This window comes from Bradyrhizobium sp. HKCCYLS3070, assembly GCF_051167575.1.
Taxonomy (GTDB): domain Bacteria; phylum Pseudomonadota; class Alphaproteobacteria; order Rhizobiales; family Xanthobacteraceae; genus Bradyrhizobium.
Genome location: NZ_JBNPTI010000005.1, coordinates 249,302 through 274,326, shown reverse-complemented (window position 1 = coordinate 274,326; position 25,025 = coordinate 249,302). Strand labels below are relative to the sequence as shown.

Below are 25,025 nucleotides of genomic sequence, written 5' to 3'. Positions count from 1 at the left end.
GGGCGCAACAGTTTGATGAGCTCGTGCAATGGATGGTGCAGGACGCCTCGCTCGATCGCAGAGGCCTCAAGCGAACCTGAAAGCCGCTGCCCTTGGCGCGGCAATCCTGCTGCGCGAGTATGTCTCGGCCCGCCTTCCGCGTATCCGCTTCGCGCACGGCGGCACGAAGCAAGGCAGGCGGTCGAGCCGAAGAGATCTGGCGTCGATGCAGGCCGCGCGCGCGCCGATGGTCGAGCGCGAGGCGCCGCCGCGCGTGGTCGAGCTCGTCGAGCGCTATCTGCCGCGCCGGCTCGGCACCGTGGCGACCGTGGTGCTCTTGTTCGGCAGCGTCTGGCTCGGCATCGTCAAGGGCGGCCACGCCCAGGACGTCAGCGCGGCCCTGTCCGACACCCGCAATGCCCTGGCCAATGCGGCCGGCTTCCGCATCACGGCCGTGGCGATCAATGGCCGCAAGCAGCTCACCCAGGACGAGATCCTCGCCGTCGGCGGCGTCACCGGCCGCTCCTCGTTGCTGTTCCTCGATGCCGCCGCCGTGCGCGACAGGCTCAAGGCCAACCCCTGGATCGCCGACGCCACGGTGCAGAAGTTCTTTCCGAACCAGCTCCAGATCGACGTCGTCGAGCGAAAGGCGTTCGCGCTCTGGCAGCAGGAGGGCCGCCTCTCGGTCATCGCCGATGACGGCGCCGTGCTCGAGCAATATGTCTCGCGCCGTTTCCTGACCCTGCCGCTCGTGGTCGGCAAGGGAGCCGAAAGCCGGGCGCGTGATTTCCTGGCGCTGCTCGCCCGCTACCCGCAGGTGCGCGCGGTTACCAAGGCCGCCGTGTTCGTCGGCGAGCGTCGCTGGAACCTGCGGACCAAGGACGGCCTCGATATTCGCCTGCCCGAGCACGATGTCGGTAATGCGCTCGCGACCCTGACCCAGCTCGACCAGGACGACAAGCTGTTCTCGCGCGACATCGTCGCCATCGACTTGCGGCTGTCGGACCGGCTGACGGTGCAACTGTCCGAGGACGCAGCGAAGGCGCACGACGAGCTGTTCAAGGACAAGAAGTCCAAGAAGAAGGCCGGTGACGCATGACCGGCTTCGATCGCCAGACTCCGAAGACGCGCCCGATGGGCCAGAAGCGCACCGCGCTTGTGGCCTCTCTCGATGTCGGCACCAGCAAGATCGCCTGCATGATCGCGCGGCTGAAGCCGGCGCCGCCCAGCGACGCGCTGCGCGGCCGCACCCACACGGTCGAGCTGATCGGCTACAGCCAGATCCAGTCGCGCGGCGTCAAGGCCGGCGCCGTCGTCGATCCCGTCGAATGCGAGCAGGCCGTGCGGCAGGCGGTCGCGCTTGCCGAGCGCATGGCCAAGGTGCGGGTCGAGTCCGTGCTGCTGCCGGTCGCCGGCGGCCGCGTCATGGGCCATCTGATCGAGGCCACTTCGGACATTCGCGGCGGCGCCGTGACCCAGGCCGATGTCAGCCGCGTGACCTCAACCGGCATGCACCACGCCACCGGCGACGGGCGCGCGGTGCTGCATGCCTTGCCCGTCGGCTACACGCTCGATGGCGTGAAGGGCATCCGCGACCCCCGCGGCATGCTGGCGCGGCAGTTCGGCGTCGACATGAACGTGGTCACGACCGACGCCACCGTGGCCAAGAACCTGATGCTCGTGGTGGAGCGTTGCCATCTCAACGTCGAGGCCATGGCGGCAAGCCCGTATGTTGCCGGGTTGTCGGTGCTGACCGACGACGAGGCCGATCTCGGCGCGGCGGTGGTCGAAATGGGGGCCGGCACCACGACGATCGCGATCTATTCCGGCGGCCGCTTCGTCCATGCCTCCGGTTTTGCGCTCGGCGGGCATCACGTGACCATGGATCTTGCGCGCGGACTATCAGCGTGCATTGCAGATGCCGAGCGAATCAAGACGTTATATGGCACGGTGCTGACTGGCGGGTCCGACGCGCGTGAGTTGATGTCTGTTCCGACGGCCGGTGACAACGAGCGGGATGTTCCGCAGATCGTGTCCCGCGCCACCATCGCGAACATCGTCAGGCACCGCGCAGAGGAGATTTTTGAAATGGTCCGCGACCGGCTGGAGGATTCGCCCTTTGCGGCAGAACCCAAGGCGCGCGTCGTCCTTAGCGGAGGCGCCTCCCAGCTGACGGGGCTGGTCGAGCTTGCGACCCGGATCCTCGACCGCCCGGTGCGCGTCGGCCGTCCGCTCGGTTTCGGCCGTCTCCCCAACGAGGCCAAGAACGCCGCCTTCGCGGTGCCCACCGGGCTTCTGGTCTATCCGCAATACGCGCACCTGGAACACGTCGAACCGCGGCATACGCGGCAGGTCGGGACAGGAACCGACGGCTACTTCGGAAAGGTCGGACGATGGCTACGCGAGGGCTTCTGATGACCGGTTTCCACCCCATGCGATTTTCAACAACACCAACCGCGGCCGGCGGCCGGGGCGAACCCACCCGCGCGTGATCGAGAGGCAATCATGGCACTCACTATTACCCCTCCTGATATCCACGAGCTGAAGCCCCGGATCACCGTGTTCGGTGTCGGTGGCGCGGGCGGCAACGCCGTCAACAACATGATCACGGCCGGCCTGCAGGGGGTGGACTTCGTGGTCGCCAATACCGACGCGCAGGCGCTGACCATGTCCAAGGCTCAGCGCATCATCCAGATGGGCACGCAGGTGACCCAAGGCCTCGGCGCCGGCTCGCAGCCGGACGTCGGCGCCGCCGCCGCGCAGGAGGTGATCGACGAGATCCGCGATCATCTCTCGGGCGCCAACATGGTGTTCGTGACCGCCGGCATGGGTGGCGGAACGGGCACCGGTGCAGCTCCGGTCATTGCCAAGACCGCGCGCGAGATGAACATTCTCACCGTGGGCGTCGTCACCAAGCCGTTCCACTTCGAGGGCGCGCGCCGCATGCGCACCGCGGAGTCGGGCATCTCCGAGCTGCACAAGGTCGTCGACACGCTGCTGATCATCCCGAACCAGAACCTGTTCCGGGTCGCCAACGAGAAGACCACCTTCGCCGACGCCTTCGCGATGGCCGACCAGGTGCTCTATTCCGGCGTCGCCTGCATCACCGACCTGATGGTCAAGGAAGGCCTGATCAACCTCGACTTCGCCGACGTCCGCGCTGTCATGCGTGAGATGGGCAAGGCGATGATGGGCACCGGCGAAGCCTCCGGCGACAAGCGCGCGCTCACTGCCGCCGAAGCCGCCATCGCCAACCCGCTGATCGACGATTCGTCGATGAAGGGCGCGCGCGGCCTCCTGATCTCGATCACCGGCGGCAAGGATCTCACGCTGTTCGAGGTCGACGAAGCTGCGACCCGTATCCGCGAGGAGGTCGACCAGGACGCCAACATCATCGTCGGCGCCACCTTCGACGAATCGCTCGACGGGCTGATTCGGGTCTCGGTGGTCGCGACCGGCATCGAGCAGGCGCAGTTCAACCGGAACGTCACGACCTCACAGCCGGCGGCGGCTGTCGCTCCGATTGCCGCCGCCCCGACCGCTGCCGCGGGTCTCCCTGAAAGCCGCCTCGCCGATCTGACTGCGCGCCTGCGCGCCGACAATCAGCGCCTGGCTGAACGCGCCGCCAAGCTCGAGCAGCAGGCGTCGCAGGCTCCGGCCGTCGCCGCCGCGGCGCCCGCGCCGATGGCGCCTGCGCCGCGTCCGGCGCCGAATCTCGAGCGCGACACGCTGGCCGCCGTTGCCGCCGCAATGGCAAGCGAGCCCGCGCCCTCGGCTGCCCCGGCGCCCGCAGCCTCTTATGGCGACGTGACGGTCCGCCCGATTGCGCAGAAGCCGTCCCTGTTCCCGGAGCCCGAGGCGCAGCGCGCGGCTCCGATCGAGCCGGCGGCCCCGCCCGAGACCTTCATTCCCCAGGCCGCTGAGCGGGTTCCGGTCCGCGCGCCGCGCATGCCCAAGTTCGAGGACCTGCCGATGCCGGCCCAGGCCGAGATCCGTCAGGCGAGGGGCGACGAGGGCGACGAGCATCCGCAGAAGACCCGAATGTCGCTGCTGCAGCGTCTCGCCAATGTCGGTCTCGGCCGCCGGGACGAGGACGCCGAGCCGCCGCTGCCGGTGCGGACCGCGGGTCCTGCCATGCCGCAGATGCCGCCCCTGCCGGAACGTAAGTCGCAGCGGAACGTTGCTCAGCAGGTTGCGAGCCACGAATCGCCTGTCTCGGAATATGCCCGCCGTCCCGCGCCGCAGGGTCTGGACGTCCATGGCCGTCCTGCGCCTGTGTCCCCGGCGCCACAGGGAGACGACCATTTGGATATCCCGGCCTTCCTCCGCCGGCAGGCAACCTGAGAATTGTTACAGCCCTGATGGTGCTGAACAGGCCCGGCTCGCGAGAGCCGGGCCTTTTCCATGGGCCGCCGGGGCTCCGTGATTGCCGTTCAACTAACTGATTTTAAATGATTAATTATTCTTTCGGTGTTTAGATCGGGAACCGGGAGGGTTAAGGCCTCGTTCCAGTTTGGTTAAGGGTTGGCGCGAATACGGCAGAGATGGGGTAACAATCCGTAAAGAAGCGTGAGTTGGCGCTCTTTGGGGCTCTCGTTAAGTTCTGCCGTGACTTGGGGATGCCTGAAAGTGAGTCGGTTCGCGAGGGGCGGGCTGACGAGGGGATCAGGCGGGGTCTTGGGCGATCGTCGATGAAATTCAGCCGGCAAACAACGCTTCGTTCGCAAGCCACCGTCACCGGTGTAGGCGTCCACTCTGGCGCGCCTGTCAGCCTGACGATCGGGCCTGCGCCGATCGATGCGGGGATCGTGTTCCTCCGCACCGGCCTCGATGGCGCCGACCGCGAGGTCCAGGCGTCCTTCGGCTCGGTGATCGCCACCGAGTTGGCGACGGTGCTCGGTGACCGCAACGGTCCGCTGGTGTCCACCGCCGAGCATGTTCTCGCCGCGCTGCGCGGCATGGGTGTCGACAATGCGCTGATCGAGGTCGATGGTCCCGAGGTTCCGATCATGGATGGCAGTGCGGCACCGTTCGTCGCTGCCATCGACCAAGCCGGGATCGTCAATCAGTCGGCTCCGCGGCGCTACATTCAGGTGCTCAAGCCGGTCCAGGTGACCATCGGCGCCTCCACGGGCGAGCTGCGTCCAAACAGCTCCGGCTTCTGGGTCGAAGCCGAAATCGATTTCACCAACCCCGTGATCGGCCGCCAAGCCTATCATTTCGAGCTCAGCCCCGAGCGCTTCCGCCGCGAGATCGCCCGCGCCCGCACCTTCGGCTGCATGAGCGACGTGTCGCGACTGTGGAGCGCCGGCTTCGCGCTCGGTTCGTCCTTCGACAACACGCTTGTGTTCGACGAGGACCGCCTGCTCAATCCCGAAGGTCTGCGCTACGCCGACGAATGCGCCCGCCACAAGGTGCTGGATGCGATCGGCGATCTGGCGCTGGCCGGCTTGCCGATGCTCGGAACCTATCGTTCGGTCCGTGGTGGTCACAAGCTCAACCATGCGGTGCTGACTGCTCTGATGGCGGATCGCACGGCTTGGCGGATCGTCGAAGGCGAGACCGTGCGGCGTCCCCGCGTGGCCGCGGAGGTCGTTGGCGGCATGGTCGGTGGCATGGTTGCGCCGGCCTACGGCCCGGACGTGTCCTGAGCGTCGTCCTGCCGCTCGGCTGATCCGTCGACGGGGTTGCGCGACGCGCGACATTGCCGGGAGCTTTGCTTTCGACTTCGTTCGGTTTTTTCCGGCTGCTTTTTTGTCAATGTTTGTTACTGGCCACGTCTTCTCCGTGGCTGGATCATCGGCATTTCGATGTTTTCCAACGGCTTCTTCAGCGGTAACCATGATGCGTGGCGGCAGCCTCGGTGTTGCCTTAATCCGGGCGGATTGGCTTCCTATGCGGTTGGTTGATGAAGTGTTTTCGGCTAGAGAGGCCGGGGCCGCGTGATGCGTGCCACTGGCGGGGCTCTTCCTTCGCGGTCATGAAGCGACCTTCATGGTGCACGGCGTAGATCAGATCACAGGCATCGGGTTCCAAAGAAGCATGTCGATACAGCGTCTCACGCGCGACCTCCGTCATCCCGCAGCAAGCATCGGCCGGCTCCGGCTCGCCGCGTCGCTGATCCTGCTGGCGCTGCCGTTGAGCGGCTGCGGCACCGGCGGACTCTGGGACAAGTTCCTCGCCAAGGACGACACCTTCGTCGATGAGCCCGCGGACAAGCTCTACAATGAGGGCTTGTACCTGATGAACGAGAAGAAGGACGTCAAAGGCGCGACCAAGAAGTTCGAGGAGGTCGACCGCCAGCATCCTTATTCCGACTGGGCCCGCAAATCGCTGCTGATGTCGGCCTACGCCTCCTATCAGGCCGGCGACTACGATGGCTGCATCGGCGCCGCCACCCGCTACGTGACCCTGCACCCGGGCAGCCCGGACGCGGCCTATGCGCAATACCTGATTGCTGCCTCGCATTACGACCAGATCCCGGACATCAGCCGCGACCAGGGCCGGACCGAGAAGGCCATCGCCTCCCTCGAAGAGGTGGTGCGTAAATATCCGACCTCCGAATACGCCACCAATGCCAAGGCCAAGATGGAGGGCGCCCGCGACCAGCTCGCCGGCAAGGAAATGGATGTCGGCCGCTATTACATGCAGAAGCGCGACTACACGGCCGCCATCAACCGCTTCAAGGCGGTGGTGACGCAGTATCAGACCACGCGGCACGTCGAGGAAGCGCTGTATCGCCTGACCGAGGCCTACATGACGATCGGCATCGTCGGCGAGGCCCAGACCGCGGCGGCCGTGCTCGGGCACAATTTCCCCGACAGCAAGTGGTACAAGGACGCCTACAATCTCGTGAAGTCGGGCGGCGTCGAGCCCGAGGAGAACAAGGGCTCCTACATCTCGCGCGCCTTCAAGAAGCTCGGCCTGGGCTGAGCAATCGGCCGGATCGCTCGTTTGATCTGGCTTTGTTCTATATTCTTGTTTTGTTCTCTATTTGCTGCTAGCATCGAGTCGTTCGCTCAGGGGCGTTCCGCCCCGTTACGAAGGACTTCGGTTCCATGCTGGCGCGACTGTCGATCCGTGACATCGTCCTGATCGAACGACTCGATCTCGAATTCTCCCATGGACTTGCGGTGCTGACCGGCGAGACCGGTGCCGGCAAGTCGATCCTGCTGGACGCCTTCGCTCTCGCGCTCGGCGGTCGCGGCGACGCCAGCCTGGTGCGCCACGGGGCCGACCAGGGGCAGGTCACGGCCGTGTTCGAGATCGGCAAGGATCATCCCGCGGCCAGGATCCTCGCCGCCAACGGCCTGGATGCCAATGGCGAGATGATCCTGCGCCGCGTCCAGTTCGGCGACGGCCGCACCCGCGCCTTCATCAACGACCAGTCGGTCAGCGTGCAGACGCTGAAAGCGATCGGCGCCACCCTGGTCGAGATCCATGGCCAGCATGATGAACGTGCGCTGGTCGATGCCGCCACCCACCGCCGGCTGCTGGATGCCTTTGCGGGCCTGGAGAAGGACGTCGCCGCGGTCGAGGCCCTCTGGGCGGCCCGCCGGACCGCGGTCACGGCGCTCGACGAGCACCGGGCGGGCATGGAGCGCGCGGCCCGCGAGGCCGACTATCTGCGGCATGCCTCGGACGAGCTGAAGAAGCTGGCGCCGAAGGAGGGCGAGGAGACGCAGCTCGCCGCCCGCCGCACGGCCATGATGCAGGGCGAGAAGATCGCAGGCGATCTGCGCGACGCGCAGGATGCGGTCAGCGGCAACCAGTCGCCGATCGCCGCGCTGGCCGCGGCCGTTCGCCGGCTGGAGCGACGCGCGGTCAGCTCGCCCGCGCTGGTCGATCCGGCGGTGAAGGCGATCGATTCGGCGATCAACGCCCTGGAGGAGGCCGATCAGCATCTGACGGTGGCGCTCGCGGCCACCGATTTCGATCCGCTGGAGCTGGAGCGCATCGAGGAGCGGCTGTTCGCGCTGCGCGCGGCTGCGCGCAAATATTCGACGCCGGTGGATGGGCTGGCGGCCTTGGCTGCCAAATATGCCGCGGATGTCGTCCTGATCGATGCCGGCGCCGAGCAGTTGAAGAAGCTGGAGGCGGCGGCGGCAACAGCCGATGCGCGCTATGCCGCGGCGGCGGCCAAGCTGTCGGCAGCGCGGACCAAGTCGGCGGAGAAGCTGAACCGGGCCGTCCATGCCGAGCTCGCCCCGCTCAAGCTGGAGCGCGCCAAGTTCATGACCCAGGTCGACAGCGACGCCGAGACGCCGGGGCCGGAGGGCATCGACCGTGTCGAGTTCTGGGTCCAGACCAATCCGGGCACGCGGCCGGGCCCGATGATGAAGGTCGCCTCGGGCGGCGAGCTGTCGCGGTTCCTGCTGGCGCTCAAGGTCGTGCTGTCCGACCGCGGCTCGGCGCCGACCTTGGTGTTCGACGAGATCGACACGGGCGTTGGCGGCGCGGTCGCGGATGCCATCGGCGCCCGGCTGGCGCGGCTCGCGCACGGGGTTCAGGTGATGGCCGTGACCCATGCGCCGCAGGTCGCGGCCAGGGCGGACCAGCATCTCCTGATTTCCAAGGATGCGCTGGATCGCGGCAAGCGTGTCGTCACCCGGGTCAACACGCTCGCCACCCTGCACCGCCGCGAGGAGATCGCCCGCATGCTGGCCGGCGCCGAGGTCACCGCCGAAGCCCGCGCCGCCGCCGACCGGCTGCTGGAGGCTGCGGCGGCGTAGCTGGAAACGGAGCGGGCCGAACGGTTTTGGCGGCGAACCCGTTGGAAAATTTGTCTTGCCGTCATTCCGGGGCGATGCTTCGTGCAAAATGGCAAAGCCATTTTGTGCGAAGCACCGAACCCGGAATCTCGAGATTCCGGGAGAGGTCCACCCAACAGAAATGGCGTCGCCGTTTGCGGCGAGGATTGCCCCGGGAATGACGGAGTCAGCCACAGATCGCCTCGTACAGATCCTTCCACTCCGGGTTATCTGCCTCGATCAGCGTCACTTTCCAAGCCCGCTTCCACTTCTTCAGCTCCTTCTCGCGCGTGATCGCGGAAGCCGGATCATCGTATGCCTCGAACCAGACAAGCCGTGTGATATTGTACTTGGAGGTAAATCCAGGTACCGCCTTCTGACGATGTTCAAAGACCCGTCGCACGAGATTGTTAGTCACGCCAACGTAGATCGCACCATCCTTCCGGCTCGCAAGGATGTAGACATAGTAGCTCATTATTCGCCCGCGTCAGTGCCGACCACGATGTCATTCCAGGGCGCATGCGAAGCATCGGGCCCCGAATCTCGAGATTCCGGGTTCGGTTCTCCGTGGCAATTGCCACGGAGAACCGCCCCGGAATGACCAGTAAATAACACGCAGCATGCCCAAGACAGCAAAACCGAAGCAGCCCGTCGACGTTGCCGATCTCACCAAGGCCCAGGCCAAGGTGGAATGGAAACGGCTGGCGCTGGAGCTCGAGACCCACGACAGGCTCTATTATCAGGATGACGCGCCGAAGATCTCGGACGCCGCCTATGACGAGCTGCGTCGCCGCTTCAATGCGATCGAGAAGCGTTTCCCCGAGCTCGTCAGCAGCGAGTCTCCGTCGCAGAAGGTCGGTGCCGCGCCCTCCGGCCGGTTCAAGAAAGTGCGGCACGCGGTGCCGATGCTGTCGCTCGACAACGCCTTCGCCGAGGAGGACGTGCGCGACTTCGTCGGCCGCATTGCGCGCTTCCTCAAGCTTGCCGACGATCGCATCGATTTTTCGGCCGAGCCGAAGATCGACGGGCTGTCGATGTCGCTGCGCTACGAGGGCGGCGAGCTGGTCACCGCCGCGACGCGTGGCGACGGTGCCGAGGGGGAGGACGTCACCGCCAACATCCGCACCCTGAAGGACGTGCCGCACAAGCTGCACGGCCGCAACCTGCCCGACATCTGCGAAGTGCGCGGCGAGGTCTACATGACCAAGCAGGCCTTCCTCGCGCTCAACGAGCGCCAGAAGGAAGCGGGCGACACCATCTTCGCCAACCCGCGCAACTCCGCCGCAGGCTCGCTGCGGCAGAAGGATCCGGCCATCACCGCCTCGCGTCCCCTCGGCTTCTTCGCCTATGCCTGGGGCGAAATGAGCGCGATGCCGGCGGAGACGCAGAGCGGCATGATCAAATGGTTCGAACGCTGCGGCTTCACGACCAATCCGCTGACCAGGCTCTGCCACTCGGTGGAGGAACTGATCGCGTTCCATCGCCACATCGAGGAACAGCGTGCCGAGCTCGACTACGACATCGACGGCGTCGTCTACAAGGTCGACCGCATCGACTGGCAGGAGCGGCTCGGCTTCGTGTCACGCACGCCGCGTTGGGGCATCGCGCACAAGTTTCCGGCCGAGCGCGCCATGACCGTGCTCAAGGACATCGAGATCCAGGTCGGCCGCACCGGCTCGTTCACGCCGGTCGGCAAGCTTGAGCCGGTCGGAGTCGGCGGCGTCATCGTGCAGAACGTGACGCTGCACAATGAGGACTACATCAAGGGGATCGGCAACAAGGGCGAGGTTCTGCGCGAGGGCCGCGACATCCGGATCGGCGACACCGTCGTGATCCAGCGCGCTGGCGACGTCATCCCACAGGTGGTCGACGTCCTCATCGACAAGCGGCCGAAGAACGCCAAGGAATTCCATTTCCCCAAGACGTGCCCGTGCCCGCTGCATACCGACGTCGTGCGGGAGGAGATTGCGACCGGCGAGGAGGGCTCGCGCGCCCGCTGCACCGGCGAGTTCGCCTGTCCGTTCCAGAAGATCGAGCACCTCAAGCTGTTCGCCTCGCGCCGCGCTTTCGACATCGACGGCCTGGGCGAGAAGCAGATCGAATTCTTCTTCGACCAGGGCTGGGTCAAGGAGCCCGCCGACATCTTCACGCTGGCCGCACGCAACAGCAAGCTGAAGCTCGAGCAGATCGAGGGCTATGGCGAGACCTCGGTGCGCAATCTCTTCAATGCCATCGACGCCCGGCGCGAGATCGCGCTGGAGCGCTTCATCTTTGCGCTCGGCATGCGCCATGTCGGCGAGACCACGGCGCTGGCGTTGGCGCGCGGCTACGGCTCCTGGGATGCGTTCCACGAAGCCTGTCTCAAGGTCGCCAACGGCGACGAGGAGGCGATCGCGGAGATGGATGCGCTCGACCAGATCGGCGACACCGTGATCAAGAGCGTCGCCGCCTATTTCGGCGAGGACCATAATCGCGGCATCGTCGAGCGGCTGACGAAAGAGGTGAAGATCCTCGACGCGGAGAAGCCGAAGCGCAATTCGCCGATCGCGACCAAGACCGTGGTATTCACCGGCACGCTGGAAAAGATGACGCGCGATGAGGCCAAGGCGACCGCCGAGCGGCTCGGCGCGAAAGTCTCGGGCTCGGTGTCGAAGAAGACGGACTACGTCGTCGCCGGTCCCGGCGCGGGATCAAAGCTGAAGGACGCGCAGAAGCACGGCGTGCAGGTGCTCACCGAGGACGAGTGGCTGCAGCTGATCGGGGAGTAGCAGCTCCGCAGTGTCGGTTGCGACAGACGCTGGATGAGACCCCAACAATTGTCATCATCCGCGAAAGCGGATGATCCAGTATTCCAGAGGCATTTGTCATAGAGCCGAGACGCTTCGGCCTGCTGGATACCCGCCTGCGCGGGTATGACGCCGAGAATGACGCGCGGTCGTGCAGTCGCTCACGCACCTCCTTCACATTACCCCGGCTTCGTCCTCTTCCGCCGTCTCGATCAGCTCCTTCGTCACCTTCATCTGCGTGCGCGGAACCAGGAAGATCATGCTGCAGGCGCAGGCGAGGGACAGGGTGAGCATCGCTGACGTCAGCGGCAGCGTGCTGCCGAAATGGCCGCCGAGCCAGGCGCCGAGCTGCGACGTCAGCGCGCCCACGCCCATCTGCAGGAAGCCCATCGCGCCGGAGGCGGTGCCGGCCGCGCCCGGCCGGACGCTGATGGCGCCGGCGGCGGAGTTCGCCATCACGGCGGCATTGGCGAACATCAGCAGCATCTGCGTGCCGAACAGCACCGAAGGCACCTGGTTGAAGCCGAACAGGCTCCACGTGAAGTTCAGCGCGGCGCTGGTGAGCTGCAGCCCCAGTCCGAACCAGATCAGCCGATCGAGCGAATGGCGCGGCGCGTAGCGCACGCAGAACAGGTTGCCGACGAAATAGGCGAAGCCGGTGGTCGCAAACCACGCGCCATACTCCGCCGAGGAGCGGCCCATCTGCACCTCGACGATATACGGCCCGCCGCCGGCGAAGGCGAAGATGATCTGCGAGGCCAGCACCTGGCACAGCATGTAGCCGAGGAAGGCGCGGCTCTTCACCAGCATGGCGACGTCGCGGCGGAAGCTCGCGTCTTCGACGCGGGCAGGGCGGGTCTCCGGCAGCGCCATGGTCACGGCGATCGCGATCACGATCGACAGCGCGGCGACGACGTAGAAGATGGCGTGCCAGCCGAACGCGATCTCGATCAGGCCACCGGTCAGCGGCGACAGCATCTGCGCGATCATCATGACCGCGACGACGAGGCTGATCATCGCGCCGATGCGCTCGCGCGGATAGAGATCGCGGATGATGGCGCGGCTGATCACCATGCCGCTGGCGCCGCCGAGCGCCTGGAAGAAGCGCGCCGCGATCAGCTGGGGCAGGGTGTCGGCGAAGATGCAGCTGACGCTCGCGACGATCGACAGCGCGAGCCCTGCGAGCATCACGGGGCGGCGGCCGAAGCGGTCCGACAGCGGCCCGAGCAGCAGCTGCGAGATCGCGATGCCGGCCATGTAGAACGACACCGTCATCTGCACCACGGAGGCGTCGCGCCCGAACGTGGTCGCGAGCATCGGCAGGGCCGGCACCAGCAGGTATAGCGAGATCGGCGCCAGCCCGGTCATCACGACCAGCAGGACCAGCAGCGTGCGCGAGGGAGCGGCGCGCGGTGGCGCCGCCCCAGGCGGTCTGCTGATCATTCCATGCATGCTGCCGCTCAAATCGGGTGAACGCCCTGACTGTAGCGGCCTTCCGCTTCGCGGAAATGCCTGTTTCGGCATGCGCCCATGCGGGCAGCGGGACAGTTCGTAGCTGGACAGTCCGGATGACTACAGTGGCGCAGTCGCCTGATCGAGCCAGCGCTGGTCGCTGTCGTCGAGCGCTGCACGGACGGTTTCCCTGACCCGGGCATGATAGGCGTCGAGCCATGCCCGTTCCTCGGCGGTCAGCATGACGACATCGATCAGGCGGCGGTCGATCGGCGCCAGGGTCAGCGCCTCGAAGCCGTTCATCGGCTTCTCCGCGCCCGCGACGTCCTTCGCCACAACGAGCTCAAGGTTCTCGATGCGGATGCCGAAGGCGTCGGTCTTGTAGTAGCCGGGCTCGTTGGACAGGATCATGCCGCGCTTCAGCGGTGTCGTGCCGAGCTTCGAGATGCGCGCGGGTCCCTCGTGCACGGACAGATAGCTGCCGACGCCGTGGCCGGTCCCGTGCTCGAAATCGATGCCCGCCTGCCACAGGAACTGCCGCGCCAAGGTGTCGAGCTGCGCACCGGTGGTGCCGTCGGGGAAGATCGCGCGTGCGATCGCGAGGTGGCCGCGCAGCACGCGGGTGAAGCGGTCGCGCATCTCCGCGGTCGGCGCGCCCACGGCGATCGTGCGGGTGACGTCAGTGGTGCCGTCCTGATATTGCGCGCCGGAATCGATCAGCAGCAGATCGCCCGGCATGATGCGGCGGTTGCTCTTGCGGGTGACGCGATAATGCACGATCGCGCCGTTCGGGCCGGTGCCCGAGATGGTCGGGAACGACACGTCCTTGAGCGCGCCGGTGTCGCGGCGAAAGCTCTCCAGCGCCTCGACCGCATCGATCTCGGTCAACGTGCCCTTCGGCGCCTCGCGATCGATGAAGGCGAGAAAGCGCGCCAGCGCCACCGCATCGCGCTGATGGGCGCGCCGCGTGCCGTCGATCTCCACCGCGTTCTTGGCGGCCTTGAGCAGGCTGACCGGATCGGCGCCGCGCACCGCCTTGCCGCCGGCGCCCTGGATCAGCCGCGTCAGGGCATCGGCGGCCGTGGCGCTGTCGAGCGCGACGGCAGCGCCGGATTGTGCGAGCTCGCTCAGGCGCAGTGTCAGCGTGTCCGGCTCCGCCACATCAGCGCTCTGCTCGAGATGATCGCGCGTCAGGTTCGAGAGCTTGCGGGAATCGATGAAGATCGTCGGACGTCCGGCCTTGGGCACCAGCGCATAGGACAGCGGCAGCGGCGTGTGCGAGACGTCGGCGCCGCGGATGTTGAAGGTCCAGGCGACGTTGTGGGAATCGGACAGCACCAGCGCCTCGACCCCGAGGCGCTCGATCTCCTGGCGGATCCGGCCGAGCTTGTCCGCCTCGCTCTCGCCGGACAATTCCGCGCCGTGGATGGAGACGGCGCCGAGCGGCGGCAGCGGCCGTTCGGTCCAGATGCTGTCGACCGGGTTGCGCTCGACCGGCACCAGCTCCGCGCCCGCCTTGGCGCAAGCGGCGGCCAGACGTTCGGCCGCGGCCGTCGTATGCAGCCACGGATCGAAGCCGACGCGGTCACCGCTCTGCAGGTGTCGCGTCAGCCAACTCTCGGGCGGCGGCTCGATCAGCGATTCCACCATCCAGGCCTTGCCGTCGACCTGCTTGCCGGCCTGCAGCGTATAGCGGCCGTCGACGAATATCGCGGCTGCCTGCGGCAGCACGATCGCGAGGCCGGCCGAGCCGGTGAAGCCGGTCAGCCATGCCAGCCTTTCCTCCGATGGCGGCACATATTCGTTCTGCTGCTGGTCGGCGCGAGGCACGATGAATCCGGTGAGCTTGCGGCTGGCCAGCTCTTCGCGGAGCGCGGCCAGCCGCGCGGTCAGCGCCACGCCGGTTTCGGGTTCTTCGAACGTCTGGAACAGAGCTTCGAACATCGGTCTCATACTTTAGAAGTGGATCCTGCCGCAGAAGTGGATCTTGCCGCGTCGGCGACGAATACTCCTTCAGCCGACAGTGCAGTGCACGAAGAATCTCCTTGCATTCGCCTGTGCAAAAAGATTTGCTGTCGCATGCCAGTCATCCGAAAGAGGTGCGGCGAGGAAACGTATGGACGTGACGACCGCGATCGTAAAGATCATCCGCGGTCGGTCGCATGATCCGGGGAGTGCCTCAACTCAACGGCGAGGGGATGCACGATGCCTGCTTTTACCTTCGAAAAACTATCGGCGCCCGCGCCAAGCGGACCGGCGTCCGCACCGGCCGAGAAGCCGCGCAGCGCGCTGGCCGATCTCGTCAATCGTCTCGTTGCGCCGCGCGGTCGACGTGCCTCGCGTAATCAGTCCGACTCCACCTCCCAGCAGAGCCAGCCGAAGACGTAGTCGCGAGCTTGCCGCACCAGCGTGATGGTTAGCGTGCAGGTTCGATCCACGCCGCGAGCTGATCCGCCTTACTGCTGCTTCTGCAGCAAGAGGCTGCTCCACCCCTCGATTCTCAAATGCCGGATCGGAACCAGGCCGCGAGCACGATAGGCGGCGCGGACGGCGCGTGCCTGCGGGGTCAACAGGCCCGACAGGATCACGAAGGCTCCAGGCGCGAGGTGGCGCAGCATCGGCGCGGCCAGCTGGCGCAGCGGGTTGGCCAGGATATTCGCCAGCACCAGGTCGAACGGGCCGCACTGGGCAAAGTCCGGGGCGGCGAAGCCGGTGGCGCGGATGACCCGGACCAGGGGGCCTGCGCCGTTGAGCTGGGCGTTCTCCCGCGCCACCATGACCGAGGGCGCATCGATGTCGCTCGCCAGCACGGACCGGTGCGTCGCCTTGGCGGCGGCGATGGCGAGCACGCCGGTTCCGGTGCCGAGGTCGAGCACCCGTCGCGGCGCGCGCGTCTTGAGCACGTGATCAAGCAGCAGCAGGCAGCCGCGGGTGGTGCCGTGGTGGCCGGTGCCGAAGGCGAGCGCCGCCTCGATCTCGATCCCGAGCTTGTTGCCGGGCACCCGCTGCCGGTCATGGCTGCCATGGACCATGAAGCGGCCGGCCGGCACCGGAACGAGGTCGTCCAGGCTGGCCTTGACCCAGTCCTTGGCCTCGACGACCTCGAACGCCAGGGTCTGGGCCACGTCGGAGCCTGCCGCCCCGCCGACCAACTCGCGCACCAGCGCCTGGTCGGGCGGGTCGGCAAAATGAACCGTGACGTCCCAGCGCCCGTCCGGACGCTCGAACGCCGCCACCGCCGCGTCGCCCTCGAAGAACACCTCGGTCAGGACGTCGACCGCCGGGCGGGCGGTCGCTTCATCGGCAACCGTGAAGCTGGCCTTGTGGGTGGCGGGCGTGGTCGTTGAGGTCATCAAGGTGGATCCTGGCGAGATTTGACGGCGTGGTTAAGGGAATTGCCTGCCAACGCAAGCGATAGGACCGCAATCTGGCCGGATCTGCGCATCCGGCGGTTGTATAATGCCTTTCCTGATCCGAATAAAAGTTGAGGTTCAATTGCAGCGAAGAATCTCTGCAACTTGAACTGGGAGCATTATCCCGACTTTAGGGTCCTGGCCCCTAATTTTCCCGTCATGGGAACCGGATGATCCTCGGTTCCTGGGTTGGGAAACGAGGTTCAGATGAAGTCCATTCTGTCGAAGTTCTTGCGTGATGAATCCGGCGCCACAGCCATCGAATACGGCCTGATTGCAGCGGGCATCTCGCTGGCGATCATTGCCGCCGTCAACGGCCTGGGCAGCTCGCTCAGCAGCAAGTTCGAATCGATCAACACGTCGCTGAAGTAATCCGCCCGCCGCGGCGTCCTCGAAGAACCGGGTCTCAGCGCCCGGTTTTTCTGCTCTTGAGAGGGCGTATCGAACGCCGGGTCCACAGCATATCCACAGGGCCGTGCACTGCTTCTTTGGCGGTTGATCCACCGCTTGTCCACACGGGTGTGCCGCGCCTTTCCACCCCTTATCCTCAGCCGAACAAAGCGCGATGGTCCGCCAGGATCGCCTGGGCCGCATTGTGGCCGGGGGCGCCGGTGACGCCGCCACCGGGGTGGCTGCCCGAGCCGCAATGGTAGAGCCCCTTCAGCGGCGAGCGATAGTCGGCGTGACCGAGCATGGGGCGGGCCGAGAACAACTGGTTCAAGGTCAGCGCACCGTGGAAGATGTCGCCACCGATCAGCCCGAACTGGCGTTCGAGGTCGAGCGGTGACAGCACCTGCCGGCCGAGCACGCTGGCCGCAAAGCCCGGCGCATAGCGGTCGACGGTCGCGATCATGAGGTCGGCGACCTCGTCGCGATGATTGTCCCAGGAGCGGCCGTCCGGCAGCTCGGGCGCGACATGCTGGCAGAACAGGCTGGCGACGTGCCGGCCCGCGGGCGCCAGCGTCGGGTCGAGCGTGGAGGGGATCAGCAGTTCGACCACGGGATCGCGGCTCCAGCCATGCGCCCGCGCGTCGAGATAGGCCTGGTCCATGTAGCCGAGGCTCGGGCCAAGGATGATTCCCGCGGACAGATGGTCGCCTTCGCCCGGCAGCGCGCTGAACGAGGGCAGCCGGTCGAGCGCCACGTTCATGCGGAACGTGCCCGAACCGCAGCGCCAGTTTCGGATGCGGCTCAGGAACGGCTCGGGCACGGCACCGGCCGGCACCAGGCGCGTATACAGCAGCTTCGGGTTCACGTTGGCGACGACATGGCGGGCGCGGATGGTGCGGCCATCCTCGAGCACGATGCCGACCGCGCGGTCGCGCTCGACGATCACCTCGCGCACGCCGGCCTCGACCTCGACCAGCGTTCCCAGCTCTTTCAGGCACCCGGCCATCGCCTGCGTGATCGCGCCCATCCCGCCGATCGCATGGCCCCAGACGCCCTTCTTGCCGTTCACCTCGCCGAAGGCGTGATGCAGCATCACATAGGCCGAGCCGGCAGCGTAGGGGCTGGCATAGTTGCCGACGATGGCATCGAAGCCGAACAGCGCCTTCACCAGGTCGGTCTCGAAGATCTCGTCGAGCATCTCGCCGGCCGAGCGCGTGAAAAGGTCGAGCAGGTCGCGCTGCTGCTCCAGCGACAGTGCGCGCAGGGTGTTGGCGGTGCCGAGCGCGTTGAACGCCTCGCGGATCGCCGACAGCCCGAACTGGGCGACCAGATTCGGTGGCGCCCGCAGCACGAGGCTGCGCAGCACATCCGCGATCGCCTCGAGCCGGGCCGAGAACGGGCCGATCGCGTCGGCGTCGCGCTGGCTCAGCCGCGCAACCGAAGCCAGCGTGCGGCCCTCGCCCGTCAGCAGATAGCGACCGTCCGGCGAGGGCAGGAAGTTCTGCGCCCGGCGCTCGACGATCTCGAGCCCGTGCTCGTGCAGCTTCAGGTCGGAGATGACGCGCGGATTGAGCAGGCTCACCGTGTAGGACGCGACGGAGTTGCGGAAGCCCGGATGAAACTCCTCGGTCACCGCAGCGCCGCCGACCACCTTGCGACGCTCGACCACATGCACGCGCAGGCCCGCCATGGCGAGATAGGCCGCACAGGTCAGGCCGTTGTGGCCCGCGCCGATGATGATGACGTCGGTTTCATTCATGTCCGCTTCAAGAAGCCCTGTTTAATGGCCCGCACCGGGAACCTCGGCTGGTGCTGTCGCGCCGGAAGGCTGCGACGTCAAGGAAAACTCCATTTTGCCTCAGCTGCTCGCCATACCGCCCTGCGATCCGCTATGTCTCGTCTGCTCATCGCGGTCCGGCCTCGGCATCTGATGCCGGCCGCGCTGCTGCCGGAGTTGTCATGACCTCAATCGCCTCGCCCGCCGCCGTCGCTCAGCCCACCGCCGCACGCAACCGGCTGGTGCTCGTCGTCTATACCGCCGCCATTTTCGTCAGCGCGCTGCTGTTGTTCTCGGTGCAGCCGCTGTTCACCAAGATGGTGCTGCCGCGACTCGGCGGCTCGCCGGCGGTGTGGTCGGTGGCGATGGTGTTCTTCCAGACCCTGCTGCTGGCGGGCTACGCCTATGCGCATTTTCTCACCCAGCTCCGCAGCCGGGTGCTGCCGATCGCGATTCATCTGCTGCTGCTCGGTTTTGCCATCCTGGGCTTGCCGCTGTCGATCGCGAGTAGCTGGGGCGATCCGCCGACCTCTGGCTACGGGCTGTGGCTGCTCGGCCTGTTCACCGTGTCGATCGGCCTGCCGTTCTTCGCGCTCGCCGCCAACAATCCGCTGCTGCAGGCGTGGTTCGTGCGCACGGGTCATCCGGCCGCGCCCGACCCGTATTTCCTCTATGCGTCGTCGAACATCGGCAGCTTTCTGGCGCTGCTGTCCTATCCTCTGCTGATCGAGCCGATCTTCAGCCTGCGCATGCAGAACCTGATCTGGACCGGTGGCTATGGCCTCCTGATCGCGCTGATCGCCGGCTGCGGCGTCCTGCTGTTGCGGTCGCCCGTGATCGTGACGAGCCTGCTGCACACCGGCGACAGCCATGCGCCGGCGCCACGCTGGCCGCTGCGCCTGCGCTGGATTTTCCTGGCCGCGGTGCCCTCCGGCCTGCTGATCGCGGTGACCGCGCACATCTCCACCGACGTCGCGGCCGCCCCCTTGCTGTGGGTGCTGCCGCTGTCGCTCTATCTGCTGACTTGGGTGCTGGTGTTCCAGTCGCGGCCGCTGCTGCCGCACAAATGGATGCTGGCGCTGCAGCCGCTGGCGATCGCCGGCGTCGTCGTGCTGCTCGCCTTCGGCGGCGAGCAGAATCTCGCGCTCACGCTCGGCGGTCACCAGCTCTGCTTCTTCATCATCGCCATGGCCTGCCATGGCGAGCTCGCGCGCACGCGCCCGCCGGCCAAATATCTCACCGGCTTCTATGTCGCGCTGTCGTTCGGTGGCATGGTCGGCGGCCTGTTCGCCGGCTTGATCGCCCCCTTCACCTTCTCATGGGTTGCCGAATATCCGATCCTGCTGGCGCTGGCGGCGCTGTGCCGGCCCGCGGCCAACGAGCGCTTGCCCGGGATCACGCGCTGGTACTGGCTCCCGCTCGCGGTCATCGCCGTCGCGCTGCTGGTGCCCGCCGGCATGACCGGTAAGGTCACGACCTATCTCGAGGACCACCGCGTCTATGTCGCGGGCGCCGTGGGTGTGCTCGCAGCGCTGCTCGCTCTGCTGCTGAACGGTGGCCGCTGGAAGGTGTTCGCGACGGCCGCGCTCGCGCTCGTCCTGATCCGCGCCTATCCGGCCGATGACGGCCGCGTCGAGACGGTGCGCAGCTTCTTCGGCGTGCACAAGATCGTGGTGACATCGGACGGGCACTACCACGTGCTGATGCACGGCACGACCATTCACGGCGCGCAGAAATATCTCAACGCCGATGGCTCCAAGGTGACGGGGCGGCCCGAGCCGATCACCTACTATCACAAGGACGGCGGCATCGGCCGCGCCATCACCGCGATCCGGGAGCGCAAGGGCGCGCCACTCAAGGTCGCCGTCATCGGCGTCGGCGCCGGCACGCTCACATGCGCAGCCGAGCCTGGCGAGAGCTGGAAATTCTTCGAGATCGATCAGACCATGGTCGACACCGCCAGCGACACGAAATATTTCAGCTACATCAGGAACTGCGCGCCGGACATCAAGCCCGTCATCGGCGATGCCCGGCTGACCTTTGCCAAGGAGCCGGACGGCGCCTACGATCTGATCATCGTCGACGCCTATTCCTCGGATGCGATTCCGATCCATCTGGCGACGGAGGAGGCGATGGCGATCTACAAGGCGAAGCTGGCGCCGCAGGGCGCCGTCGTGATGCACGTCTCCAATCGCCATCTGGAGCTGGAGAGCGTCGTCGTCGGCATCGCCGACGCCAACGACCTGAAGAGCTGGGTCTACAACGAGGACTCCGGTCGCGACGACGAGTACATCTTCTCTACCGACGTCGTCATCAGCGCGCGCGAGGACGCCGACGTCGGCAAGCTGGCCTCCTCGGACAAGTGGACCGAAACCGAGCCGACCGACGGCGAACGGGTCTGGACCGACGATTATTCGAACATTCTCGGCGCGGTGTATCGGCGGCTGCGCGACGGCGAGTAACAGGGCACTGCCGCCGTTCGACGTCGCCGGGCCTGGATCGCCGTGATGATGGTTTCTGCGCCCAAAGAGGTGCGCGCCTCGTCAGCGGCGGGCCTCGGTTGCATTGCCGCATCGATTTCTCGAGCGTCTGATCGCCGACTTTGCTGTACCGCATCGCAAAACGCAGTGGTTTCGCGCTTTCTGCGCGGGCCTCTGTTGCGTGCCCGTCATGACCATGCTACCTTGAGGTGCGCCCCTCATTTGAAGTCGGTACTTTGCGCGTCTTCGAATGGGTGGGTTGGGGCACGCACGCGCAGTCGAGCTGGATCGCAAACTGAGCGGTGAGGGACCGGTCTGGTCGTCTTGCCCTGAGCGAACGATCGCGCGGACGCTGTCCAGATCGAGGTGCTGTTCGTCCGGGCGGAGCCAGCGGTTCGGACGAGAGACGACTGTTCGCGACTAGATATCGTTCGACTACAAAATGCCGGCCGCATCAAAGCAGGCCGGCTTCACATGGGAGGGGTTCAATGAAGCGTCTTTGGATTGCCGGTGCGTCTGCCTTGTTGTCGATGGCGCTCGGTCTCGGCTCCGCGGGAGCCGCGGACAAGAAGGTCCTCGCCTTCGTCGTCAATGGTGCCTCCGACTTCTGGAAGATCGCCGAGGCCGGCGTGAAGAAGGCGCAGGGCGAGCTGCCCAATTACAACTTGCAGCTCAAATATCCCGAGCAGGCGGCAGCCGCCGTGCAGCAGCGGATGCTGGATGACCTCGTCGCGGCCGGCGCCGCCGGAATCATGGTGAGTGCCGTCGATCCGAAGAACCAGACTGAGCACCTCAACAAGATTGCCGCACAGACGGTGCTCTTCACCACCGACAGCGACGCCCCGCAATCCAAACGCATCGCCTATATCGGCTCCTCCAATACCGAGCTCGGCAAGGATGCCGGCAAGCTGATGCTGAAGGCGCTCCCGAACGGCGGCAAATGTGTCGGCTTCGTCGGCCTGCTCGGGGCTGACAACGCTCGCGAGCGCATCGAAGGCGTGAAGGAGACCATCAAGGGATCGAAGGTCGAACTGGTCGACGTGCGCGGCGACGAGATCGACCAGACCCGGGCCAAGCGCAATGTCGAGGACATCCTGGCAGCGATGCCGGACGTGAGCTGCCTGGTCGGTTTCTATTCCTACAACACCCCGCGCATCTATGAGGTGCTGAAGGAGGCCGGCAAGCTCGGCAAGATCAAGATCATCGGCTTCGACGAGGATCCGATCACGCTCGGCGGTGTCAAGGACGGCGCGATCGAGGGCACCGTCGTGCAGCAGCCGTTCGAGTGGGGCTATCAGGGCATGAAGCTGATGGCGAAGGTTGTTGAGGGCGACAAGTCGGGCGTGCCGGCGAACGGCATCATCATCGTGCCCGGCAAGGTGATCGAGAAGTCGAACGTCGACGACTTCATGGCGCAGATGAAGCAGATGCTGAAGAAGTAGCGCGACGGCCGGCGTGCGCGAGCCCTTCCTCGAGCTGATCGACATCGGCAAGACCTATCCTGGCGTGGTCGCGCTCGACCACGCCAGCCTGTCGGTCGCGCCCGGCGAGGTGGTCGCCCTGGTCGGCGAGAACGGCGCCGGCAAGTCGACCTTGATGCGCGTGCTCGGCGGCGTCGTCGAGCCGAGCAGCGGCACGATCCGGATCGATGGCACGGCGCGGACCAGCTACACGGTGGCGGACGCGATCGCGTCCGGCATCGCCTTCGTCCACCAGGAGCTGAACCTGTTCGACAATCTCGATGTCGCAGGCAACGTCTTCATCGGCCGCGAGCCGGTCTATGGCGGTCCGCTGCGGCTGATCGACCGGGCGACGCTGCGGGCCAGGGTGCGCCCGCTGATCGCGCGCCTCGGGGCCGATTTCGAGCCGGAGACGCCGCTTGCCGAGCTGTCTTTGGCGCAGCGCCAGCTGGTCGAGATCATGAAGGCTTTGTCGCTCGATGCGCGCTGCGTGATCATGGACGAGCCGACCTCCAGCCTGACGCTGTCGGAAACCGAGCGGCTGATGCAGGTCATCGCCGGCCTGAAGGCGGGCGGGGTCAGCGTCATCTTCATCACGCATCGTTTGAACGAAGTCATGCAATGCGCCGATCGCGCGATCGTGCTGCGCGACGGCCGCATGGTTGGCGCGCTCACGCGGGACGAGCTCAGTCCTGCCGCGATGATCCGGCTGATGATCGGCCGGGACCTGCGGTCACTCTACGTGCCGCCGGCCGCGCCGCCCGGCGAGGCCGTGCTCGACGTGGTGGAGGCCGTGACCGCGACCTATCCCAACCAGGCCGTCAGCCTGCAGCTCCGGCGCGGCGAGATCCTCGGGCTTGCAGGTCTCGTCGGCTCCGGCCGCACCGAGCTCGCGCGCGGCATCTTCGGCGTCGAGCCGCTGCTGGCCGGGGGCATCAGCCTGGAGGGCGAGCCGATCCGCATCTCGACGCCGCGCGCGGCGATCGATCGCGGCATCTATCTCATCCCGGAAGACCGCAAGGCCTGCGGCCTGCTGCTCGACCTGTCGATCGCCGAGAACATCTCGCTGCCGGATCTCGCCTCCTATCTCAGCTTTGGACTTGTCGACATCAGGCGTGAGACCGAGAATGCCGACCGGCAGCGCGAACGGCTCAATATCCGGGCGTCCGACGTCAAGGTCTCGGTCGGCACCTTGTCCGGCGGCAACCAGCAGAAGGTCGTGCTCGCCAAATGGCTGTCGATGCGGCCAAAGGTCTTGATCTTCGACGAGCCGACCCGGGGCATCGATGTCGGCGCCAAGCAGGAGATCTACGACATGCTGCGGCGGCTGGCGGATTCCGGAGTCGCGATCCTGATGATCTCGAGCGACATGGAGGAGGTGATCGGGGTGAGCGACCGGATCGCCGTGATGCATGAAGGCATGATTTCGGGCTTCCTGGCCCGCAACGAGTTCAGCGAGCACAACGTGCTTCAGCTCGCCGTCGGCCATACCGTCTGAGCGAGGGCGCCCGTGCAGAAAAAAGATCTCAGCCTGCTGATCCTGATCCTGGTGGTCGGCGCCGTCGTCGCCTTCATCAACCCGCGCTTCCTGCTGGTCGGCAACCTCTCCAATACCGCCAACCAGGTCGGCATGTTCGGAATCTTCTCGATCGCCGAGGCCTTCGTCATCATCGTTGGCGGCATCGAGCTCGCCGTGGGCTCGGTGATCGCGTTGCTCGGCGTGCTGTTCATCGACCTCATCGTCAACCGGGACGTCGACTGGGTCGCCGCCTTGTTCCTCATCCTCGCCGGCGGCGTCGCCATCGGCATGGTCCACGGCACGCTGGTGACCAAGATGCGCATCCAGCCCTTCGTGGTGACCCTGTGCGGACTTTTGATCTATCGCGGTGCGGCCCGTTATTACACCGAGGATGCCACGGCCGGCTTCGGCTACGGCGCGAGCTTCCCGGCGCTGGAATGGTTGGCCGCCGGCCGCACCGATGTCCTCGGCTTTCCACTGCCGCATAGCGTCGTGGCGCTCGCCATCGTGGCCGGCATCGCCTGGCTGGTGCTGCACCGCTCGGTGTACGGCCGCTATTTCTACGCGGTCGGCAAGAACGAGGAGGCGGCGCGCTACTCCGGCATCCGGTCCGATCGGGTGACGATCGCGGCCTATGTGATCTGCGGCGCCCTGACGGCGCTCGCCGCGGTCCTGCTGGCGATGTACACCCGCTCGATCTCGCCGGCGGTACACGGCTCGTTCTACGAGCTCTATGCGATCGCCGCAGCGGTGCTCGGGGGCTGTTCGCTGCGCGGCGGCGAGGGCTCGGTCATCGGCGTCGTGCTCGGCACAATCCTGCTGCAGATGCTGCAGAACCTGGTCAATCTGCTGGGCATCCCGAGCTCGCTCAATTTCGCCGTGATGGGCACGGTGATCCTGATCGGCGTGCTGGCCGATCAGTATTTCGTGCAGCGGCGCGCGCGCATGCCGACGGCTCGCGGGCAGGCCAGCGCCGATCGCGCGTCCGCCTCGCTCGAGCGGGTCAACGCCGAGTGAGG

Annotated in this window: 18 protein-coding genes; 13 read left to right on the top strand and 5 right to left on the bottom strand. The window is 66.3% G+C overall.

All coding sequences use genetic code 11. From position 1 onward, the window contains the following. The first annotated feature begins 28 nt into the window (after positions 1-28). The 6 genes from ACQR03_RS18850 (at position 29) to recN (ending at position 8,711) form a co-directional block, all read left to right on the top strand. Positions 29-1,078 carry a cell division protein FtsQ/DivIB gene (locus ACQR03_RS18850; RefSeq protein ID WP_315713430.1) on the top strand — a complete coding sequence of 350 codons (1,050 nt, stop codon included), beginning with the start codon at positions 29-31 and terminating at the stop codon, positions 1,076-1,078. Continuing rightward, positions 1,075-2,394 carry a cell division protein FtsA gene (gene ftsA, locus ACQR03_RS18845; protein ID WP_434841422.1) on the top strand — a complete coding sequence of 440 codons (1,320 nt, stop codon included), beginning with the start codon at positions 1,075-1,077 and terminating at the stop codon, positions 2,392-2,394. Before ACQR03_RS18850 ends, ftsA begins: the two co-directional genes overlap by 4 nt. Positions 2,395-2,484: 90 nt before the next feature. Beyond that, positions 2,485-4,323 carry a cell division protein FtsZ gene (ftsZ, locus tag ACQR03_RS18840; RefSeq protein WP_316226152.1) on the top strand — a complete coding sequence of 613 codons (1,839 nt, stop codon included), beginning with the start codon at positions 2,485-2,487 and terminating at the stop codon, positions 4,321-4,323. 347 nt (positions 4,324-4,670) lie between these two features. Further along, positions 4,671-5,630, top strand: coding sequence for a UDP-3-O-acyl-N-acetylglucosamine deacetylase (lpxC, locus tag ACQR03_RS18835; RefSeq protein WP_315713427.1), 960 nt, complete (start codon positions 4,671-4,673; stop codon positions 5,628-5,630). A 391-nt stretch (positions 5,631-6,021) separates the two neighbouring features. Further along, positions 6,022-6,912 carry an outer membrane protein assembly factor BamD gene (locus ACQR03_RS18830; protein WP_315713426.1) on the top strand — a complete coding sequence of 297 codons (891 nt, stop codon included), beginning with the start codon at positions 6,022-6,024 and terminating at the stop codon, positions 6,910-6,912. A 125-nt stretch (positions 6,913-7,037) separates the two neighbouring features. Beyond that, positions 7,038-8,711 carry a DNA repair protein RecN gene (gene recN / locus ACQR03_RS18825; protein WP_434841421.1) on the top strand — a complete coding sequence of 558 codons (1,674 nt, stop codon included), beginning with the start codon at positions 7,038-7,040 and terminating at the stop codon, positions 8,709-8,711. 205 nt (positions 8,712-8,916) lie between these two features. Here recN and ACQR03_RS18820 read toward each other — a convergent pair whose 3' ends face one another. Further along, on the bottom strand, positions 8,917-9,204 hold the full coding sequence (locus tag ACQR03_RS18820; protein ID WP_316201741.1) for a GIY-YIG nuclease family protein: 288 nt from the start codon (positions 9,202-9,204) through the stop codon (positions 8,917-8,919). Between the two features lie 145 nt (positions 9,205-9,349). Here ACQR03_RS18820 and ligA point away from each other — a divergent pair, with 145 nt between their 5' ends. Continuing rightward, on the top strand, positions 9,350-11,497 hold the full coding sequence (ligA, locus tag ACQR03_RS18815) for an NAD-dependent DNA ligase LigA (protein WP_316184005.1): 2,148 nt from the start codon (positions 9,350-9,352) through the stop codon (positions 11,495-11,497). Between the two features lie 192 nt (positions 11,498-11,689). On the opposite strand, the gene ACQR03_RS18810 is transcribed toward ligA, so the two are convergent. Both ACQR03_RS18810 and ACQR03_RS18805 read right to left on the bottom strand, forming a co-directional pair. Beyond that, the gene (locus tag ACQR03_RS18810; protein WP_315713423.1) at positions 11,690-12,967 is read right to left on the bottom strand and encodes a multidrug effflux MFS transporter; all 1,278 of its coding nucleotides are present in this window, start codon (positions 12,965-12,967) and stop codon (positions 11,690-11,692) included. Between the two features lie 120 nt (positions 12,968-13,087). Continuing rightward, positions 13,088-14,911 carry an aminopeptidase P family protein gene (locus tag ACQR03_RS18805; RefSeq protein ID WP_316184003.1) on the bottom strand — a complete coding sequence of 608 codons (1,824 nt, stop codon included), beginning with the start codon at positions 14,909-14,911 and terminating at the stop codon, positions 13,088-13,090. 261 nt (positions 14,912-15,172) lie between these two features. Between ACQR03_RS18805 and ACQR03_RS18800 the strand changes: the two genes are divergently transcribed. After that, entirely contained in the window at positions 15,173-15,355 is a 183-nt protein-coding gene (locus ACQR03_RS18800; protein ID WP_315713421.1) for a hypothetical protein, read from the top strand. Between the two features lie 68 nt (positions 15,356-15,423). Here the strand turns inward: ACQR03_RS18800 and ACQR03_RS18795 are convergent, their stop codons facing one another. After that, positions 15,424-16,320, bottom strand: a complete 897-nt coding sequence (locus ACQR03_RS18795; protein WP_434841420.1) for a 50S ribosomal protein L11 methyltransferase — start codon at positions 16,318-16,320, stop codon at positions 15,424-15,426. A gap of 267 nt (positions 16,321-16,587) precedes the next feature. Between ACQR03_RS18795 and ACQR03_RS18790 the strand changes: the two genes are divergently transcribed. Next, positions 16,588-16,752 carry a Flp family type IVb pilin gene (locus ACQR03_RS18790; RefSeq protein ID WP_315713419.1) on the top strand — a complete coding sequence of 55 codons (165 nt, stop codon included), beginning with the start codon at positions 16,588-16,590 and terminating at the stop codon, positions 16,750-16,752. Positions 16,753-16,927: 175 nt separating this feature from the next. Here ACQR03_RS18790 and ACQR03_RS18785 read toward each other — a convergent pair whose 3' ends face one another. Further along, entirely contained in the window at positions 16,928-18,529 is a 1,602-nt protein-coding gene (locus ACQR03_RS18785) for a phytoene desaturase family protein (protein ID WP_434841419.1), read from the bottom strand. A 200-nt stretch (positions 18,530-18,729) separates the two neighbouring features. Here ACQR03_RS18785 and ACQR03_RS18780 point away from each other — a divergent pair, with 200 nt between their 5' ends. The 4 genes from ACQR03_RS18780 (at position 18,730) to ACQR03_RS18765 (ending at position 25,023) form a co-directional block, all read left to right on the top strand. Next, positions 18,730-21,009 carry a fused MFS/spermidine synthase gene (locus ACQR03_RS18780; protein WP_434841418.1) on the top strand — a complete coding sequence of 760 codons (2,280 nt, stop codon included), beginning with the start codon at positions 18,730-18,732 and terminating at the stop codon, positions 21,007-21,009. A gap of 506 nt (positions 21,010-21,515) precedes the next feature. Further along, positions 21,516-22,469 carry a sugar-binding protein gene (locus ACQR03_RS18775; protein WP_315713416.1) on the top strand — a complete coding sequence of 318 codons (954 nt, stop codon included), beginning with the start codon at positions 21,516-21,518 and terminating at the stop codon, positions 22,467-22,469. A 13-nt stretch (positions 22,470-22,482) separates the two neighbouring features. Beyond that, on the top strand, positions 22,483-23,985 hold the full coding sequence (locus ACQR03_RS18770) for a sugar ABC transporter ATP-binding protein (protein WP_434841417.1): 1,503 nt from the start codon (positions 22,483-22,485) through the stop codon (positions 23,983-23,985). A gap of 12 nt (positions 23,986-23,997) precedes the next feature. After that, positions 23,998-25,023, top strand: a complete 1,026-nt coding sequence (locus ACQR03_RS18765) for an ABC transporter permease (protein ID WP_315752444.1) — start codon at positions 23,998-24,000, stop codon at positions 25,021-25,023. Positions 25,024-25,025 lie beyond the last annotated feature (2 nt).